We start from the raw sequence: 17,695 nt of genomic DNA, 5'->3' as shown, positions 1-17,695 counted from the left end.
ACCTCCCATTTCATTTTAGTCAATAAACAATTGTTGGATCTTCTGATCAAAGCTCTCCGGTTGCCATTGTTCATTCAATTGTTCACGAAAAACAAGGCTACATGTTTTTTTATGAAAATTATTTAAATACCGGTCGTAATAACCACCGCCAAAACCGATTCGATAACCGGCTCTATTGTAGATAATACCTGGTACAATGAGGAGATCGATCATCTCCGGCAAATAGAGCTTCTCTGATTGTGGCTCAAGAACACCAAAACTCGAACGTACAAGAACGGACTGTTCATCCATTTCATAAAACGCCATCTGACGTTTCGGCAAAGTTTTAGGTACAACTATTTTCTTTTGTTCTTTTTCTGCTCGTTGGATAACCGGCTGTGTATCCAGTTCAAATTCATTCGATAAAGTCGTCCCTATCACTTTTGCTGACTTCCAGTACTCGCTGGCGAATAGCTGTTTATAGATTCGCTGTTCTTTTTCCTTTTTCTTGCCACTTTTGGCCAGATTTTTCAGCTTTTCGATTCCTTTCCGGCGTAATCTTACTTTCAATTGGTCCAAAAACTCACCCTTCCTTCTCTCATAAAATGGTATAGGAAAAAAAGAAAAATAGCAATCGAACTTTCAAATAAATGCATAAATAGAATAAAAAGAAGACCTAGAAATGATTGGCCTTCCTTTTTTAATAAATTTCAACTGTTCAGCGCGTGTTTTTGTCTGATAAAAAGTGCATACAGAAAATATGGCGCACCAAAAAGGGCAATCAAAATTCCTGTAGGTACTTCCCCACTTGGTAGAATCACTCTAGCAACCATATCTGCACTAAGCAGAAAAATGGAACCGAACAAACCGCTCAGAACAAAGGTCCAGTTATTTTCTTTACGTACGACTAGCTTCGCAGCATGAGGAGCTAGTAGTCCTACAAAAGATAAACTACCTGTCACCGCTACACTACCGCTTGCCAAAGCAACAGCTAACAACAAAAGGATTTTTTGACTTTTAGCCACGTTAAGGCCTAATCCTTGCGCGCGTTCTTGACCAAATGATAGCAATCCAATCCTCTGTGCATAAAGTCCTCCTAGCGGAATTAAGATAACCGCCCATGGAAGCAATGCCCAAACATAAGGCCAGCTCGCACCCCAGATTGATCCCGCTAACCATGCATTCACAAATCCATAATTTTCCTTAGATAATTGGATCGTGCATAGCAATGTTAATGCAGAAAGGCCGGCATTAACGGCAATACCGGACAATAAGATTCGATTCATACCCAAAAAGCCATTTCGATCATAGGCCGCAAGATAGACACAGCAAGCAGCTAAAACACCACCTAGAAAGGCTACAACTAGCAATAGAAACGGCAGCGAATAGTGCGAAAAGAAACCTAAATAAAGCATCACTAAAAATCCTGCTCCGGCATTAATGCCCAATATACTAGAATCTGCCAATTCATTTCTTGTTACTCCTTGCAAGATATAACCAGAAACGCCAAGACAAGCTCCTGCTAATAAACTGATCAGTAATCGAGGAACTCGAAATTCTCTAACAATCAGCGCCAAAGAAGATGATTCTTTCCCTATGAACGTGGCAAAAAGCTGATCCAGGTAAATAAAAGGCGTACCAATCATTAAACTACCTATAGACAGGATGACAAGTACAAAAAGCAAGAAATAGAACGTCCAATATATTTTTTTCACCGTTGTTCCCTCCTTACTTGTATCAGTAAAAACGGAACGCCAATCAATGCAATGACTAATCCAAAAGGTGTTTCAAAAGGGGGATTGATCATCCTCGCTGTAAAATCCGCCAACATAACCAATCCACCGCCAACTAAAAAAGAGACAGGTAGAACATAACGATAGTCCGTTCCAACCATTCCGCGAACAACTGGCGGAACCAACAGCCCAATAAATGAAACAGGTCCGACTAACGAAACGGCAATGGCTGCTAACACTGCAACTAGACAGAAAACAATCAACCGCGTTCGTTTAGGATGACTTCCAAGAGCTAATGCATGTGTTTCACTCAAATGAATCAAAGATATTGCTTTTCCTAATGAAAAAGAAACCAAAACAGCAAGTATATATAAAGGAAACAATACTGCTAATTGTTTCCATGTGATATTGGCAGCTCCGCCTACAAACCAAAAAGCAAGATCCTGCTGCAGATTAAAGAATTGGGTAAGTGCTTGGCTGATAGCAGTAAAAAAAGAACTAATAGCTACGCCAGCTAAAATCAGCTGTAAAGGATTCATGCCCATTTTCGAAAACTGCAAAAAACCAAATACGAGCAAAGTTACAGCAAAAGAACCTGCCAATGACATTAGAAACACAGAAAAATCAGAAGCTTTAGGCCAAAAAGCAAAACTAAGGGCCATTGCCAACGAAGCACCCGCGTTGATTCCTAGTAAGCCTGAATCTGCTAAAGGATTTCTTGTCACTCCTTGCATCAATGCACCGCTCAATGCAAAACAACTCCCTACAAGAAATGCTCCCGCCACACGAGGCAAACGAATATTTCGTATGATTTGGTGACTTTGTTTTGATCTATCAAAATCAAACAACGCCTGCCAAAAATCTGCTTTTCCCACAGTCGCTGCGCCATTTGAAAGAGCAACAAAAAAAATAATCAAAAGAACAAAACAGACCAAAAGCAGGAGTCTATTTTTCTTCATAGTCCTCATAATTGATCCTCCTGCTCTTTTGGCAACAAATCATAGGTTAGAAAAACTGGTTTATTTGTTCTTGGAAGCGTGACAATCGTTGCATCAATCTCAAATATTTTTTTCATACACTCTTTTGTGATCACTTCTTCAGGTGTACCTTCTGTGATCAACTTACCGTTTTTCATTGCTAATAAATAATCTGAAAAACGTGAAGCATGATTAATGTCATGAATCGACATCAAGATCGTTGTTTGTTTCATTTGATTGATTTCAGTCAATAACTGTAGGATCTCTAATTGGTGTGCCGGATCTAAAAATGTTGTCGGTTCATCCAAGATCAAGATATCTGTTTCCTGAGCAAGCGCCATAGCGATCCAGACACGCTGGGTTTGTCCACCAGACAGCGTTGCGATATCCCGCATACGAAATCCAGCTAGACCTGTAGCATCCAACGCCCACTCGATTGCTTCATGATCTTGCGTGTCCATGCCACTGAACAGTTTTTGATAAGGGTATCGTCCGTAAGATACTACTTCTTCTACTGTCATACCTGTAGGGTGTTCACTAGTTTGTGCTAATAATGTAATTTTTTTTGCAAGTTCTTTTGAACTGTATGTAGAGATATCAGAGTTATTGACAATGATCTTTCCTGATTTCACAGGTAGTATACGGGTAAAACTTTTCAATAAAGTAGATTTTCCACTTCCATTTGGCCCAATCAAACTAGTGATTTTCCCTTCAGGAATCGTAACAGACATGTTTTCAATGATTTTTTTGTTTTCGTAGCCGGCTGCAATGTCAGCTGCTCTTAATCTCGTCATTTCACCCATCCTTTCGCTGAAAATCATTCTCAATTATGACGCTGTTTCAACATTTCGTCAAGCGCTACTTTCATATCTATAGCCAAATGAAGCGGTTGACAGCGTTAGAAATATCAGGAATAATAACCAATGAGAAAGATTCTCAATTATGTTAGGAGGAAAGAAATGAAATTAAAAACAAAAGTATTCACATTATCTAGCATATTGCTGCTGGCTGGAGTACTGAGCGCTTGCTCCCCCTCTTCAGATAAAGAAACAGCTACAACTGCCAATTCGACGACTTCATCCAATAGTACTCATACAGTCACAGATACACTTGGACATAAAGTAGAGATTCCAAACGCGCCCAAACGGATCATCGGCAGTTACTTAGAAGACTATCTGATTGCACTAGGGGAAAAACCTATCGCCCAGTGGACTGTTGGCAGTGGTTCCATTCAAGATTATCTGCAAGATGATTTAAAGGATGTCCCAACGATTTCTTATGACCTTCCTTATGAGAAAGTGTTAAGCTTTGAGCCTGATTTGCTGTTGATTTCTTCTTCCGCTACTGTCGAAGGCGGGAAATACGAACAATATAGCAAAATCGCGCCAACTTATGTTGTAAAAAACGGAACAGATGTCACATGGGAAGAACAACTAAAAGATGTCGGCAAAGCTTTGGCAAAAGAAAAAGAGGCAGAAAAAATCATTTCCGATTATCAAAAATCCATCAAGAAAACTCGAGAAGAACTAGCAGATAAAATCGAGAACAAGACAGCTGCAGTGTTGTGGGTGACCAACAACTCAGCCTTTATGGTCAGCAAAAATCGGTCAAGTGGAAGAATCGTATACGACGATCTGGAATTTGGTGTTCCTGATCTAGTGGAAGAGGTCTCCAAAAAAGCCACTTCTGACTGGTCTGCTGTTTCCTCTGAAAAGCTAGCTGAATTAGATGCTGACTACATCATCCTTGTGAACAGTGACAAAGATGCTGCCATGTTCAATGAACCAAGCTGGAAGAATCTTAAAGCAGTGACAGACAATCATGTACTGCAATTCGGACCTGAATCTAGTTGGCTATATAACGGACCTATTGCCAGTCAGGAAATGGTCAATGATATCAAAGAAAAACTAAATTGATTTTAACTAAAAAAAGCATCTTCACGATTAGTCGTGAGATGCTTTTTTTCTTATTAACAAACTAGACGCATAGATTTTATTCTTCTTTTGAAGCAACCCTATTTTTTACTCTTTCCCATTTTTGAAAACGATGGGCATATAGATTTTCTTGATCCGTTATCCCCTCATACTCCTCTATAAGGGCGAAGTCTGAAAAATCAATATTCCCAATATACGTATCGCCTTCAAACGTGCTATCGATCAATGTTCGCCAGATCCGACCAGTGTAAGGAAGAAGTTCTTGAAAAATCCGACTACCACCCGAAACATAGATATCTTCTGAGATCGTTTGACTATACGACAAAAGTTCATCGATCGAATGCATTACTTCCGCATTTTCTTTCGTGCGAAAATTTGGTTGCGTTGTCAACACGATGATATGGCGATAAGGAAGTGAAAGATCCCCCATTCCTTCATAGGTCTTTCTTCCCATCACTAAAATTCGATCCATTGTATGTTCGCGAAAGAAACGCATATCATTTGGCAATCGCCATGGTAACAAACCATTTTTGCCGATCAGACCATTTTTATCTTGTGCCCACATGGAAATAAACATATTATCCGCTCCTTATGATTTTAGATGTTTTGAGATAAAAAAAGTCTCAATTCTTTGACCAGCAAGGAATTGAGAACTTTAAAAACATTATTTTGTTTCACGGTGCAAAGTAACTTTGCGTTCGCGTGGGCAATATTTTTGTTTTTCCAAACGATCAGGATTGTTACGTTTGTTTTTGCTTGTTAGATAGTTACGTTCTTTACAAGAAGTACACTCTAAAGTGATGTTTACGCGCATGTTTTTCCCTCCCATTTTTACAAGAATCCTCTAAGATGACTCTCAGACTTGATTATCTTACCATGATTTTTTCTAGATTGCTAGTGTTTTTCACGATTTTGTTAAGTAAAACTACTTGACGATAAATACAACGGTTTTACTTCTCAAACAAAATCTTTTTCTTTTTGTATAAATACCCTTACACTTGTTTATATAGATTATGTTTTTTAATAAAGGGGGATACTAATATGCCATGGAACATGAAGGACTTTCCTGCATCAATGAAAAACTTAGATAAATTGACAAGAAAAAAAGCAATCGACATCGCAAATGCATTATTAGATGAAGGGTACCCTGATAACCGTGCGATCCCAATTGCCATTGATCAAGCAAAAAAATGGTATGAAGATGCTAGTGAATCAGAAAAACGAACTTTCGAAAAAGAAAAAAATCCAAGCAAGACGGATGAACACGATACGAATCCTCGTGCTGGAAAACTGCTTGATTCAGATGTGATCGTAGAATATGAGGAAGAACAATGGATCGTGAAATCTAAAGGGGCAAAAAAGGCAAGCAACCATTTTGATACAAAAAAAGAAGCAATCGAAAAAGGAAAGCAAGTAGCACAAAACAAAGAATCAACTTTGTTCATTTATAAAAAAGATGGGACAAAAGAAAAAGAAATCGATTATTGAACATATGTAAAGGGGTTGTGACGAAAATCGTGTCACAACCCCCTTATGTTCGAAACAATGGTGTTCCTCTGCCAACTCCGAACCATAAGTCATAATATCTATAAAACGGGAAGAGCTGTTTTTTGAAATTGTTTCTTATCACTCAGTGTTAAACGGTAGGAGAAAACCTCTTTTTTATTGATATTTGATTTTCATCAAACAGTCACATAGTCGATTGCTTCTGCTTGCGGAATCGTTTCATCTACAAAGTAGACTTTATACCATGTCAAGAAACTGAAGATTGTCCAGATTTTTCTTTGCTCTTCTTTACGTCCTTCGTGATGGTCATCTAGCAACTTCATGATTTTTTCTTGATCAAAAAATTCTTTTGCAAAATCTGCTTCGAATAATGCTTTGACTTGTTCGTAGCCGTGTTCTTCTTTCAACCAAGCTTTGATTGGCACAGGGAATCCTAATTTCACACGATTCGACCATTCTTCCGGAAGATGTTTGTTCGCAGCTTGTCTGAAAATATCTTTTGTGTTGTTTTGATTCAATAAAAACTTACTTGGTATTTGTTGAGCCAATTTCATGACTTCGATATCCAATAAAGGTACTCGGACTTCCAAAGAACTTGCCATAGAAAGTTTATCTGCCTTTAACAAGATATCTTTTGGCATCCATTGATGAAGATCGACATATTGCATCTTATTGACTTCATCTTTGATTCCTTCTGTTTTCTCGTAATGAACAGTCATGATTTCATCCACAGATGGTGCTGTTTGATATTTTGGTGTTAACACTTCTGATGCTTCTGATTCTTCGAACACTCGAGCATGACCGATAAAATATTCTTTTGCAGGAGCAAGTGATTCATATAAATGGATCCGTCCATGGAAATTTTTCATTTTTCCGATTTTACGTCCTAAATTATAGCGTGTTCCTTTTGGTAATTTTTTCAATCCTTGAGCAATCACACGGATGAATTTTGAATTCGTATGGAATCCATACGTTTGGTATCCCGCAAACAGTTCATCCGCCCCTTCTCCAGATTGGACTACCCGCACACTTTGTGAAGCAAGATTTGCTAAAAAGTACAAAGGTACGCAAGAAGGATTTGAATCAGGTTCATCTAAGTGATACTGGATCAAAGGGAATGCTTTGAACGACATGTCTCCGTCGATCACTGCTGCTGTATTATCTAAGTCCAATAGTTCGGTTAGTTTTCTGGCTTCAATCGCTTCATTATAGGTTTTATCATCAAACCCGATTGAGAAAGAATGATCTGGTTTCAATACAGAGGTTACATAACTGGAATCAACCCCGCTGGATAAGAAAGAACCAACTTCTACATCACTGACCGTATGTGCTTCAATAGAAGCTTGAACGGTTTCGTCGATTTTTTCGATCCATTCTTGTCGGGAATGCGTTTCTTTTGTTTCAAAATCTGCATCCCAATATTGCTGAATGTCTAGTTTTCCATCTTTATACGTATAATAATGGCCTTCAGGCAAACGATAGACATCTTTGAAGAATGTTTCGCCGTTTAATGGAGAATATTGGAAAGTCATATAAGGTTTCAACGCTTCTTTGTTCAATTCTTTGTTAAAATCAGGATGAGGCAGAAAACTTTTGATTTCTGAACCAAACATAAATGTTCCGTTCATTTCTGCATAATAATATGGTTTGATCCCAAAGTGGTCTCTTGCACCGAATAACTCATTCTTTTCATTATCCCAAATAGCAAAAGCAAACATTCCGCGGATCTTTTGCAATAATTCTGTTCCCCATTCTTCGTAACCATGCAAAAGGACTTCTGTATCTGCATGTGTTTGAAAAACGTGGCCAGCTGCAATCAATTCTTCTCTCAAAGGCTGGTAATTATAGATTTCGCCATTAAAAATAATGATCTTTGTCCGATCTTCATTGTAAATAGGCTGAGTACCGCCCTCTAAGTCAATAATACTTAATCTTCTGAATCCTAAAGCAACATGTTTATCGATATATTCTCCTGAACTATTAGGTCCACGGTGAACGATTCGATCCATCATTGTATTAATAATTGTTTTTTTGTTGTCCTTGTCGTTAACAAAACCTACAATACCGCACATTTAACTTTCACATCCTAATATAAAATTACTGTTTATTTCATTCATATGCATCTTATCATAGAATAAATAGCGGACGAATATTTTCTCTCTTACAATTTCGTCACGTGAAAACAAAAGATGAAAGTTTCTGTTTTTACAGAAAATAAAGTCCCAATATCTAATTTACCATGTTTTCTTTTTTGAGGCTACCTTATTCTCTTTGTGTTAAAAAAATATTAGTGGATGCTATTTCCAAAAAAACCAGCAAAAAAAGACACGACCTAAAGATCGTGTCTAATTATGACTGTATCAGAAAATATGATACCAAACGGATCTATTCATTAATTAATTGACATAGTTTATCTGTTGCTCTTTTATGACTGGATAACTGACCAATTCATGACGATCCAAGTCTTCTTTATTCATATTTACAGCAGTAATTTGACTGTCTTCATACGTACGATAATAATAAATCCCTTTATCAACGTTACAGCAAGAAGAATAAATCGTATATTCGTATTTTCCTTCTCCAGTATCGCATACTCCTTTTTGTTGCTCGACTGAGCCTAGTATATGAAAAAATTGACTGATACTTTCAGATTCTGAATCACCTGATGCAGCATTCATTTTAGTAAATGTGGCTTTTACAAATCGAGAAACAGAAGAGAGATCTCCAGGTAAGCCCAATCCTCCCATCCCACGACTATAAACATTCAAGCTGATCTGGTTTGAAAAATGATTTTCTGGTGTTCCATTTGATAGCGAGCGATAATTGTTCAGATTAAATAATTGATAATCAAATGGCGGATTATTTGTCAACACACCGACAGGATTATCATATAAATGAAGTCCATCTTTCATACTTTCAATTACTATCGATTTTTCTTTATCAGCTAATAACCAGTGTAAAGGTGACAAGGGTAGTTTTTCACTAAAATCGATATTGACTAGATTGATAGTAGCCAATAATTCTTTAGCTTCGTCTATGGTTGAGCATTGCCCTAGTATCCATGGAATAAACTCAAATGGTGCAACGTTATCTTTTCCTTCTTGTAATTCTTTATAATCAGCATTGCCAGGAAAATTCAGTCCTGCCATACTCAACCCTTTTTCATTTGTAGCCTCATAATAGAGTGGATAGTTGGATACCCCAGCTGCTATTCCTATCATTGCATAATGTTTATCTAAATTTTTTACCTTTCTAAAATCGAAACGATAATTTCTTGGAGTAATAGTGACCACTTCATTATAAGACATCTCATAATCAAAATTCCTTCCAAAATAATGGTCTTTCGTTGCATAAGTGATTGCGGTACACATCGTTTCCCCTCCTAAAACAAATCGTTTTTACACTTTTATCTTACATCTAGTATTTTTTTTTATCAAAAAAAGGCCAAAGAAGATTGATTTACTAGCATTTATAAAAAATAGTACTCAGGGGGAATCAAAAAATATTGTAGGTTAAAAGTACAACAATAAGGGGCTGTGACAAAAGTCTTGTCACAGCCCCTTATTCCGAACAAACGGTGTTCAAAAGCTTGCATCTGCGGTAATAAGCCCAATCAAACGAAAAAATAGGAAAAGCTATTTTTGTTTGGCCGTTCTTATTACTTGATGCAGGACAGCTTCTTCACAACCTCTAATCGTTGATATAAGGAAGGTACAGGATTTGAACCTGCGCGCCGGTATTAGCCGGTTCGCCGGATTTCGAGTCCGGTGCATTACCACTCTGCCAACCTTCCGTAAGTACTATTTTTAAACTTTTTTCACGAAATGTCAAGCCTATTTCTAATAGATAAATAACAGAAATCGCTTTTTTTAGCAAAAAAGTCCATTGACAGTTTGCAGCCAACGGACTTACCGATCAAATTCATACTGATAGAACACTATCTGATTATTTCAGGATTATCTAATGCTAAAATCGAGTCAATTGTCCGTTTGATCAGTGCAATGATTTGTTCTTCTGTTGGATGCATGATGTTTGATGACATCAATGACGCTAAGCCAGTCACTGCTACCCATGTACCAGTATGCAGAGCATCGACATATTCATCCGATAATTGATTGTATCTTTCATCTTCTTTAACTATTTCACGGAAATAATTGTATGAAAAATCATGCATTTTCTTTCCGTCCCCATGTTCATCAATGTACAATGCCATGTAAAGACTATGATGCTTTTTTGCAAAGTAGATATAGTTCAAACCGAGATCAATGATTTTATCACCAGTACGTTCAATAGGGAAAACATCTTCTTTTAGTTGTTCAAAGATAGAATCCAGCAACGTATTTTTTAAATCTTCCATGTTTTTGAATTCCAGATAAATCGGCTGTGTCGAAATCCCCATCTTTTTAGCAATATTTCTCGCAGTAAATCCTTTAAACCCTTCCTTTGCAACAACATCATAAGCAGCTTTTAGAATTTGATCCTTGGTATAGACTTTTCTTCTCATTAAAACTCCCCCACTTCTTTACTGCAGTATATGTTGTTTTATTGTACCCTATTTTTAGCATTTTTTGCAAACATTTTACTCAAAACGTTATATTTTAAATTTTTTTTCAGTCTTCTTTAACTTTTTTTTGCAAAATTAAAAAAATTTGGTTAAATTCAATGGGTTCCCTTACATTTTTAGTTTTGACCTAAATGATAGTTGTCCAAATCTTTCATTTCAAGTTATAGTTAAAGAAAATGAAAAAGAAGGTGTGTAATGGAAAACGAAACTGACGTTATTTATATTCATCCTCAAAAACGAATCGTTTCACAGAAAAGAAAGTATTTTTATCTTGGTTTTACAGGTGTTTTTTTTCTTTTTATTGGCTTGCTTTCTAATACTCCTACTGATAATTGGAGTGGATTGCTAACTATTCTTACCTCGCCAAGCAATCTTTTGACAGATTATTTTGCTTTAGGCGGTTTCGGAAGCGCATTCATAAATGTAGGGATTTTGACCTTACTTTCTGTGCTTTTAGCTTATCGGCACAAGGTGATTTTAAACGGTCCCTTATTTGCTTCGATTCTAACAGTTACCGGTTTCTCTTTTTTTGGCAAAAATCTTTATAATTCTATCTCAATCATTTTAGGTGTGTATCTATACGCTGTATTTGTCAATAAACCTTTTTCTCAGTACATCATGATCGGACTGTTTGGTAGCGCATTATCACCGGTCGTTAGTTATATCACTTTTGGTATGCGTTTTCCTTTACTGATAGGTATTTTATTGGGGAATTTAGCTGGCATAGCAATTGGTCTACTTCTTCCGCCCTTAGCTGCTCAAACTTTAGTTTTCCATCGTGGATTCACACTTTATAATATTGGATTCACCTCTGGGTTGATTGCGATGACTTTTACTGCTGTTTTGAGGTTATTCAGCTATTCAATCGTCGAAAATACATTGGTTTTCAATGAATATCACTTTCCTCTCATTTGGATTATTTTTGGCTTTTTTTCGCTGACAGTCGGAATTGGTTTCTATTATAATTCCTTTCGGCTTTCGGGGATTCGAGAAATTTTCGATTCATCTGGAAAATTGACAACTGATTTCATTGCTAATTCTGGTATTGGTGCTACTTTGATCAACATAGGCTTAGTTGGTCTGATGCTGTCTTCTTATGTTTTGCTGGTTGGCGGTCAGTTAAATGGACCTGTCATCGGTGCTATTTTATCTGCGGTGGGTTTCAGTGCTTTTGGTTGTCATTTAAAAAACAGTTTTCCGATACTAGTCGGAATATTTATTGCTTCTTTGTTTGGAACTTTTCATGAGATCACCAGTACTGGCATGCTTGTTGCAGCTGTGTTTGGGACAGGTCTCGCGCCCATAAGCGGTTTTTACGGCAGTTTTTACGGTGTAATAGCTGGTGTACTACATATTGCTCTTGTCCATAACGTCAGCACTTTGCACGGAGGACTAAATCTATATAACAGTGGTTTTTCAACTGGTTTCGTTGCAGGTATCCTTGTACCGATACTAGATAACTTTACCGCTGTCAGAAAGGAAAAAAAGACACTTGGAAAAAGAATTATCAAAAAGAATCATCGATGAGCTTCTTACTTATTTATATTCCCATGAAATAACTGAAATACGTATTGGAGTAGAATTTGCTGAGGAAGGGCTTTTCATAGAGATACAGGGTACGGCAGAAACTCAGCCAGAAGATTTAGATGTACTTGCTGATTTGCTGAACAATCCTCGGGACCCTAGTATGGAAATCTACTATCAAGAACTATTAGGTAATCCCCGACATGATCGGGAAGATTATCATCTGTTAGGTAGTTTGATTGATGACGTGGAAATCATGTATGCCCAGCCGATTATCAATATTAAGATCTTTCGACGTGCTTCTCATTCCTATTATTAACCCTATTTTCTATTTATAAAAGACTGAATCAAAAAAGCAGCTCCTGAAAGTTCGATTAAAATCTACTTTCAGGAGCTGTTCAAGCTTGACATTATTGATTTTCCAATCCTTCATACACTTCATCTGTTACAGGTTCTAAAAACTCTGAATTACCAGCAGTGATCGCCAAATGTTCAAACCAACTGTCTTTTGTCGCACCATGCCAATGTTTAATCCCTTTGTGCGTTACGACGACATCTCCAGCCATTAATCGTCTTGCTGGCTTTCCTTCTTCCTGATACCAGCCTTCTCCTCCGGTCACAAGTAAGATTTGATAGCCGTCTTTATGGACATGCCAGTGATTGCGACAACCTGGTTCAAAAGTTACATTACCTACACCAACAGAAACTTCGGGATCATTCACTAACATATTCAGATAGCTTTGCCCGGTAAATACTTGAGCGTAAGCTTCGTTTTTTTCACCTGCTGGAAAAATCACGCCATTGTGTATTTCTTCGTGTTTTGTCGTCATTTACGCCTCTTTCTTATCTTCGCTATTTTCTTCTAAATAGATTTCTTTTGCTAAACTAAAAGCTGACCAAGCTTTTGGCCATCCTACATAAAAAGCTAAATGGGTAATGATTTCTGCTATTTCTTCACTAGTAATGCCATTTTGCTTGCCAATCTTCAGATGAGCTGGCAATTGTTCAAAATTTCCTCCTGAAATTAATGCAGATATGGTGATGATACTACGCTGATGAGCAGATAATTCTTCTCTGGACCATACTTGTCCAAATAAAACATCATCATTCAATTCTACAAATTTTGGTGCAAAATCTCCTAATTGATCTCGTCCTGCGGTTTGTTTTTCTGCCATTTCTCTTATTCTCCCTTCACGACTGTTAGGTGATTCAACTATGGTTCTAAGGCAACTTTATTTTCTATTGTTTCTTCGCATTTCATTTTAAATGTAGTCTTTCAGCCTGTCCAATGCTTAGTTTATTCAGTCGATATGCTTTTTAAGCATAGTTGCTAACGCTTTTTTTATTTTAAAAAAAACAAGTTATTAAATAAGTCTTTAGTTGGATGTTTTTTTGAGATCAATCTTTTATACTTATGATGAACTTACAAAATTGTTTGTTTTCTGTCATATCAAAAAATGGCGCAGTTAGTTGCTTTTCTAGTAAAGTATAGTTAACAAAGAACCTCTAAGGAGTTGATGAATAATGAATATTGCTGCCTCTCGAAAACTGATAAATTTCATATCCATTATCGGATTAGGCCTATCAATCGCGCTGACGATTTATTTTATTAATTTAGGTGTTTTCAAAGATTTGAATGCGTTAAGAGGATTAGTAGGTGATTCCATCATTTTAGGACCGATTATTTTTGTCTTCATCCAAATCCTGCAAGTAGTTATTCCAATCATTCCTGGAGGGATCAGTACTGCAGCTGGTGTCCTGATATTTGGCCCTTATGCTGGATTTATTTATAACTATATTGGAATCTGCATTGGTTCGATTATCATTTTTCTGCTAGGGCGTCGTTATGGAAAGCCATTCATACTTTCCATGATTAGCGATAAGACATATAACAAATATATTGGCTGGCTGGATAATCAAAACCGTTTTGAGAAGCTGTTTGCTCTAGCTATTTTTCTTCCAGTTGCTCCTGACGATGCGTTATGTTTGATGGCTGGATTGACAAACATGTCAGTGAAACGATATACACTAATCATTTTGATTGCTAAACCACTGTCGATTTTCTTATATAGTATGGCCTTGATTTATGGAGGTCAATATCTAAGTGGTCTTCTTGGATAATATTTATTTTGTAAAATTAGTCATTGATTGACAATGTTAAATCTGGGAAAGGGTCTGCAAAACACACTGCACCCTTTCCTTTTTCATTAGATTTGCGCTACAATGTGAAGAGCAGGTGATAGGATGAATTATTTGAAACGTAGCTTAGGTAATGCTTGGGACTTTTTAAAAGGAACACAAGCTTATTTCCGTGATGTCTTGCTGATGCATGGCTTTATTTTATTTATTTGTTTACCCTTATTGAGCAGTACGACCCGTTTTATTTTACACCGAGGGGCAATTGACTATTTGTCTTATGACAATATTCCTTCAATTTTTTCTCAACATCCTGGGGTTCTACTCTCGTTAATCGTAGTTTTGATGACGATTTTACTGTTAGTTTATTTCGAATTTACTTTTCTTTTGATGAGTGTTTTTTTTATTAAAAAGAAAGAACCAATCTCTTTGAAGCAACTCTTACACTTGACGATACTTCAGCTGAAGAAAGTGAGACCCATTACTTTTTTGTTTTTCCTTGCTTATTTTTTATTGATTCTACCGATCAGCGGATTAAGTTTTAATTCTGATCTACTGTCAAAAATAAAAATCCCCGCTTTCATTATGGATTTTATTTTTGCTAATCGTTGGATCATCGTCAGTTCCTTTTTACTCGTTTATATTTTCCTTGGCTATATTGGGATTCGACTGATTTTTGCTTTACCGGAAATGATTCTACGAGATCGTCCTTTTCGAGCAGCCATTCGGGAAAGCTGGTCATTGACCAAATCGCGTCTTTTGGCCATCACGGGCCAATTTATTGTGATTGGCGGTACGATTTTACTCCTTTCTTCTTTAGGATATATCGTTGTTATTTTGGCACAAAGTATGGTTGAACAATTTTTCCCAGACTATGCATTGATCAGCGCTGTGTTTGCTATGACGCTTTTACAAGGGATTTTATTATTCAATATCGTGATGTCTACCGTAGGGATTTTTTATATCATTGTTGATTTCATGGATGACGAAGGCTTCTTGCCTGAGATCCCTAAGTGGTTTATCCCACAAGCCCCCAACTTGCGTTTCTCTGCGCTGAAAAACACTGGTTTGACTCTTTTTGCAGTTTTTTTCGGTATTGGCGTCTGTCTTTACAATATGGATTATCTGACTTCAGCTGTTCAGACAAAACCAGTGACTGTCTCTCACAGAGGTGTGAGTACCCAAAATGGGGCGCAAAATACTTTAGAAGCACTTGAAAAAACAAGCAGAGACTATCATCCTGATTATGTAGAGATGGATGTTCAGGAAACAAAAGATGGTCATTTCGTAGTGATGCATGATGCAAATCTTCGTCACTTAACAGGGGTAAATGGAACACCACAGGATCTTACATTGAAAGAATTGACAAATCTTACAGTTACTGAAAACGGAGTGCAAGCCCCTGTTTGTTCTTTTGATTCTTATTTGGAAAAAGCACATAAGCTAAACCAAAAATTACTTATTGAGATCAAGACCTCTAAAAAAGATTCGGATGACCTTGTCGAACGATTTGTCCATAAATACCGCAAAGTTATCTTAGAGAACCATCATATTTTGCAAAGTTTGACGTACCAAACCGTTTCAGATTTAAAAGAAGCAGAACCAAACTTTTATGTGGGCTACATCTTACCTTTCAATATTGTTGGGCCCCCTGTGACGCCTGCTGATTTTCTGACAATGGAATATAGTACGATCAACCGTAACTTCATTAATTCTGCCCACCAAGACGGAAAAGAAGTATATGTATGGACAATCAACGATTCAGATGCCATGAGTCGCATGATGTTTTATGGTGTGGATGGTATCATAACCGATGAGATGGGACTACTAAATGAAAGTGTGAAACAAACAGATGAAGAAATCACTTATTCAGATAAACTGCTAAATTTTGTTTTGGGAGTCGGCTAATCAAAAATCGTTAATGAAAAAAGTCTTTATACAACAAAAAACGCATAACCTGCCACCGCAGGTATATGCGTTTTTTGTTTGACGCTCATAATGTGTGCTTAACTTTCTCTTGATTCCTTCATCGCACGAACAATAGCTAAAATAGCAGGAATTGCAGAGATCACTGCAAGAATAATTCCCATTTTCCCTGAACTTTTTCTTTTTGGCATATCTTCTCGCTCCCTTCTGTCTTTATTTATATTATAAGGGAGTTCTTGCGAATTCTCAAAAATACTGTTTAAGAAACCAATTCAGCAGGTGCGCTAATATCACAGAATTTTACGAGCATGCGATACTTGCTTTCATTGATAAGTTGATAGTCTCGTTGGTCATAACTTTCAACATACACGACAGCCGTGTTGATATATGTACGTTCAATACAGCCGATTAGTTCATGAGATACTCCGATCGGTTTGCATATATAAGATCTTCCTACTTCTGCTTTTACCATTTCATTCCCTCTTTTCTTTATTTTTATTTTGTTTTTTCTTTATTTTATAATAACAAATTACCTTGTATTTGAAAACGTTTTTATTCATTTTTTTATTTTTTATTTTGAGTATTTTTCTGCTTTTTAGATAACTATTTTTTAACACGATCTTAGACGTTGTGACAAAAACGTTTGTTTATATTCCTATGTTGTTCGTGCGTTTTTTTCTTTATATTGCTAAGTTATTTATAAAGAGGTGAGCATATGATTTATATTCAAGCAATAGTATTTGTAACCTTGATGATTGGGCTACTTATCGGATTAAAAGAAAATAGCTAAACCATTTAAGAAAAAATAAATAAGGAAAATGATAAATGCTTTTTAATTGCATCAAAAAACGTACGATGCTAAACTTGGTATAAGTTCGAAAGTTTAAAGGAAACTTTCAAGAACTAAATTACATTACAAAGGAGATGAATTTTATGACGTTTACAAAAACAAATATGCAATACCGCGTAGCTTTTGATACAACTTCTAACCGTTTTATGGCGATTGATGCACAAAACGAAAATAACGTTGCGTTTGGTATTACAATCGAACAAGCAGTCCGAGCATTAAACGAATCTAGATAAGGAGTGAACCATTCCAAATGGCGACTGATGAGATCTCGGAAAATCAATAAAAGACGTTTGTAACGGTAATACGCGACAAACGTCTTTTTGTATTCATTACATATATTTGGAAATTGTCTCTCTTTATCTCTAGACCTAAACAAAAACACAAGTTCTAATATCAACCATCTCGTTTTTTATGACAATTTTGTTAGCTGTTTCGATGATAATATTCCGTTATTATCTGTATAATATTTAATATTATTATTTGTCAAATTAAGCGAGACAAAACTTTCCATTTACGTAACTCAAAAAAACTTCTAATGGTGTTTGGTAATTTAGTGATTTTCTAGG

General features: G+C 36.6%; 19 protein-coding genes and 1 tRNA gene. 7 read left to right on the top strand and 13 right to left on the bottom strand.

The genetic code is table 11. The annotated features are described in order from the left end of the window. Nucleotides 1-15: 15 nt before the first annotated feature. From DIZ30_RS07350 to DIZ30_RS07335, 4 genes are all read right to left on the bottom strand, one after another. Nucleotides 16-558: a 5-formyltetrahydrofolate cyclo-ligase gene (locus tag DIZ30_RS07350; RefSeq protein ID WP_002289886.1), complete on the bottom strand. Its 543-nt coding sequence runs from the start codon at nt 556-558 to the stop codon at nt 16-18. 131 nt (nt 559-689) lie between these two features. Continuing rightward, nucleotides 690-1,694: an iron ABC transporter permease gene (locus tag DIZ30_RS07345; RefSeq protein ID WP_002319727.1), complete on the bottom strand. Its 1,005-nt coding sequence runs from the start codon at nt 1,692-1,694 to the stop codon at nt 690-692. Further along, nucleotides 1,691-2,680, bottom strand: a complete 990-nt coding sequence (locus tag DIZ30_RS07340) for an iron ABC transporter permease (protein WP_002293904.1) — start codon at nt 2,678-2,680, stop codon at nt 1,691-1,693. The genes DIZ30_RS07345 and DIZ30_RS07340 overlap by 4 nt, the downstream gene beginning before the upstream one ends. Continuing rightward, the gene (locus tag DIZ30_RS07335; protein ID WP_002325771.1) at nt 2,677-3,483 is read right to left on the bottom strand and encodes an ABC transporter ATP-binding protein; all 807 of its coding nucleotides are present in this window, start codon (nt 3,481-3,483) and stop codon (nt 2,677-2,679) included. Before DIZ30_RS07335 ends, DIZ30_RS07340 begins: the two co-directional genes overlap by 4 nt. A 165-nt stretch (nt 3,484-3,648) precedes the next feature. On the opposite strand from DIZ30_RS07335, the gene DIZ30_RS07330 reads away from it, so the two are divergent. Beyond that, nucleotides 3,649-4,605, top strand: coding sequence for an ABC transporter substrate-binding protein (locus DIZ30_RS07330; protein WP_002293906.1), 957 nt, complete (start codon nt 3,649-3,651; stop codon nt 4,603-4,605). 76 nt (nt 4,606-4,681) lie between these two features. On the opposite strand, the gene DIZ30_RS07325 is transcribed toward DIZ30_RS07330, so the two are convergent. After that, on the bottom strand, nt 4,682-5,200 hold the full coding sequence (locus DIZ30_RS07325; protein WP_002296121.1) for a dihydrofolate reductase: 519 nt from the start codon (nt 5,198-5,200) through the stop codon (nt 4,682-4,684). An 87-nt stretch (nt 5,201-5,287) separates the two neighbouring features. After that, the gene (gene rpmG / locus DIZ30_RS07320) at nt 5,288-5,452 is read right to left on the bottom strand and encodes a 50S ribosomal protein L33 (RefSeq protein ID WP_002320810.1); all 165 of its coding nucleotides are present in this window, start codon (nt 5,450-5,452) and stop codon (nt 5,288-5,290) included. Between the two features lie 212 nt (nt 5,453-5,664). On the opposite strand from rpmG, the gene DIZ30_RS07315 reads away from it, so the two are divergent. Further along, complete coding sequence (locus tag DIZ30_RS07315) at nt 5,665-6,111, top strand: DUF2188 domain-containing protein (RefSeq protein ID WP_002288531.1); 447 nt, start codon at nt 5,665-5,667, stop codon at nt 6,109-6,111. Nucleotides 6,112-6,305: 194 nt separating this feature from the next. On the opposite strand, the gene asnB is transcribed toward DIZ30_RS07315, so the two are convergent. From asnB to DIZ30_RS07290, 4 genes are all read right to left on the bottom strand, one after another. Beyond that, a complete protein-coding gene (asnB, locus tag DIZ30_RS07310; RefSeq protein WP_002293915.1) occupies nt 6,306-8,201 on the bottom strand; it encodes an asparagine synthase (glutamine-hydrolyzing) in 1,896 nt (631 codons plus the stop codon). A gap of 324 nt (nt 8,202-8,525) precedes the next feature. Then, nucleotides 8,526-9,500, bottom strand: coding sequence for a choloylglycine hydrolase (bsh, locus tag DIZ30_RS07305; RefSeq protein WP_002301324.1), 975 nt, complete (start codon nt 9,498-9,500; stop codon nt 8,526-8,528). A 334-nt stretch (nt 9,501-9,834) separates the two neighbouring features. Further along, nucleotides 9,835-9,922 (bottom strand) — tRNA-Ser (locus tag DIZ30_RS07295). Nucleotides 9,923-10,066: 144 nt separating this feature from the next. After that, nucleotides 10,067-10,633 carry a TetR/AcrR family transcriptional regulator gene (locus tag DIZ30_RS07290; protein ID WP_002296332.1) on the bottom strand — a complete coding sequence of 189 codons (567 nt, stop codon included), beginning with the start codon at nt 10,631-10,633 and terminating at the stop codon, nt 10,067-10,069. A gap of 255 nt (nt 10,634-10,888) precedes the next feature. Between DIZ30_RS07290 and DIZ30_RS07285 the strand changes: the two genes are divergently transcribed. Both DIZ30_RS07285 and DIZ30_RS07280 read left to right on the top strand, forming a co-directional pair. Then, on the top strand, nt 10,889-12,220 hold the full coding sequence (locus DIZ30_RS07285) for a DUF1576 domain-containing protein (protein WP_043952123.1): 1,332 nt from the start codon (nt 10,889-10,891) through the stop codon (nt 12,218-12,220). Continuing rightward, a complete protein-coding gene (locus DIZ30_RS07280) occupies nt 12,186-12,536 on the top strand; it encodes a hypothetical protein (RefSeq protein ID WP_002296335.1) in 351 nt (116 codons plus the stop codon). Before DIZ30_RS07285 ends, DIZ30_RS07280 begins: the two co-directional genes overlap by 35 nt. 91 nt (nt 12,537-12,627) lie before the next feature. Here DIZ30_RS07280 and DIZ30_RS07275 read toward each other — a convergent pair whose 3' ends face one another. Further along, on the bottom strand, nt 12,628-13,047 hold the full coding sequence (locus tag DIZ30_RS07275) for a cupin domain-containing protein (protein WP_002297629.1): 420 nt from the start codon (nt 13,045-13,047) through the stop codon (nt 12,628-12,630). Further along, nucleotides 13,048-13,392 (bottom strand): carboxymuconolactone decarboxylase family protein, encoded by a 345-nt coding sequence (locus tag DIZ30_RS07270; protein ID WP_109023165.1) that lies wholly within the window; start codon nt 13,390-13,392, stop codon nt 13,048-13,050. Nucleotides 13,393-13,741: 349 nt separating this feature from the next. Between DIZ30_RS07270 and DIZ30_RS07265 the strand changes: the two genes are divergently transcribed. Then, nucleotides 13,742-14,338, top strand: a complete 597-nt coding sequence (locus DIZ30_RS07265) for a TVP38/TMEM64 family protein (protein ID WP_002287776.1) — start codon at nt 13,742-13,744, stop codon at nt 14,336-14,338. Nucleotides 14,339-14,461: 123 nt separating this feature from the next. Further along, nucleotides 14,462-16,261 (top strand): glycerophosphoryl diester phosphodiesterase membrane domain-containing protein, encoded by a 1,800-nt coding sequence (locus tag DIZ30_RS07260; RefSeq protein ID WP_002287775.1) that lies wholly within the window; start codon nt 14,462-14,464, stop codon nt 16,259-16,261. Nucleotides 16,262-16,538: 277 nt separating this feature from the next. Here DIZ30_RS07260 and DIZ30_RS07255 read toward each other — a convergent pair whose 3' ends face one another. Next, on the bottom strand, nt 16,539-16,751 hold the full coding sequence (locus DIZ30_RS07255) for a hypothetical protein (protein WP_002297633.1): 213 nt from the start codon (nt 16,749-16,751) through the stop codon (nt 16,539-16,541). Nucleotides 16,752-17,212: 461 nt separating this feature from the next. Between DIZ30_RS07255 and DIZ30_RS13520 the strand changes: the two genes are divergently transcribed. Next, on the top strand, nt 17,213-17,362 hold the full coding sequence (locus DIZ30_RS13520; protein WP_002293931.1) for a hypothetical protein: 150 nt from the start codon (nt 17,213-17,215) through the stop codon (nt 17,360-17,362). Nucleotides 17,363-17,695: the final 333 nt, after the last annotated feature.

The sequence above is a fragment of the Enterococcus sp. H57 genome, assembly GCF_003112495.1.
Classification (GTDB): Bacteria; Bacillota; Bacilli; order Lactobacillales; family Enterococcaceae; genus Enterococcus_B; species Enterococcus_B faecium.
The sequence above is the reverse complement of the archived record's forward strand: the minus strand, read 5'-3'. Positions and strand labels throughout refer to the sequence as shown.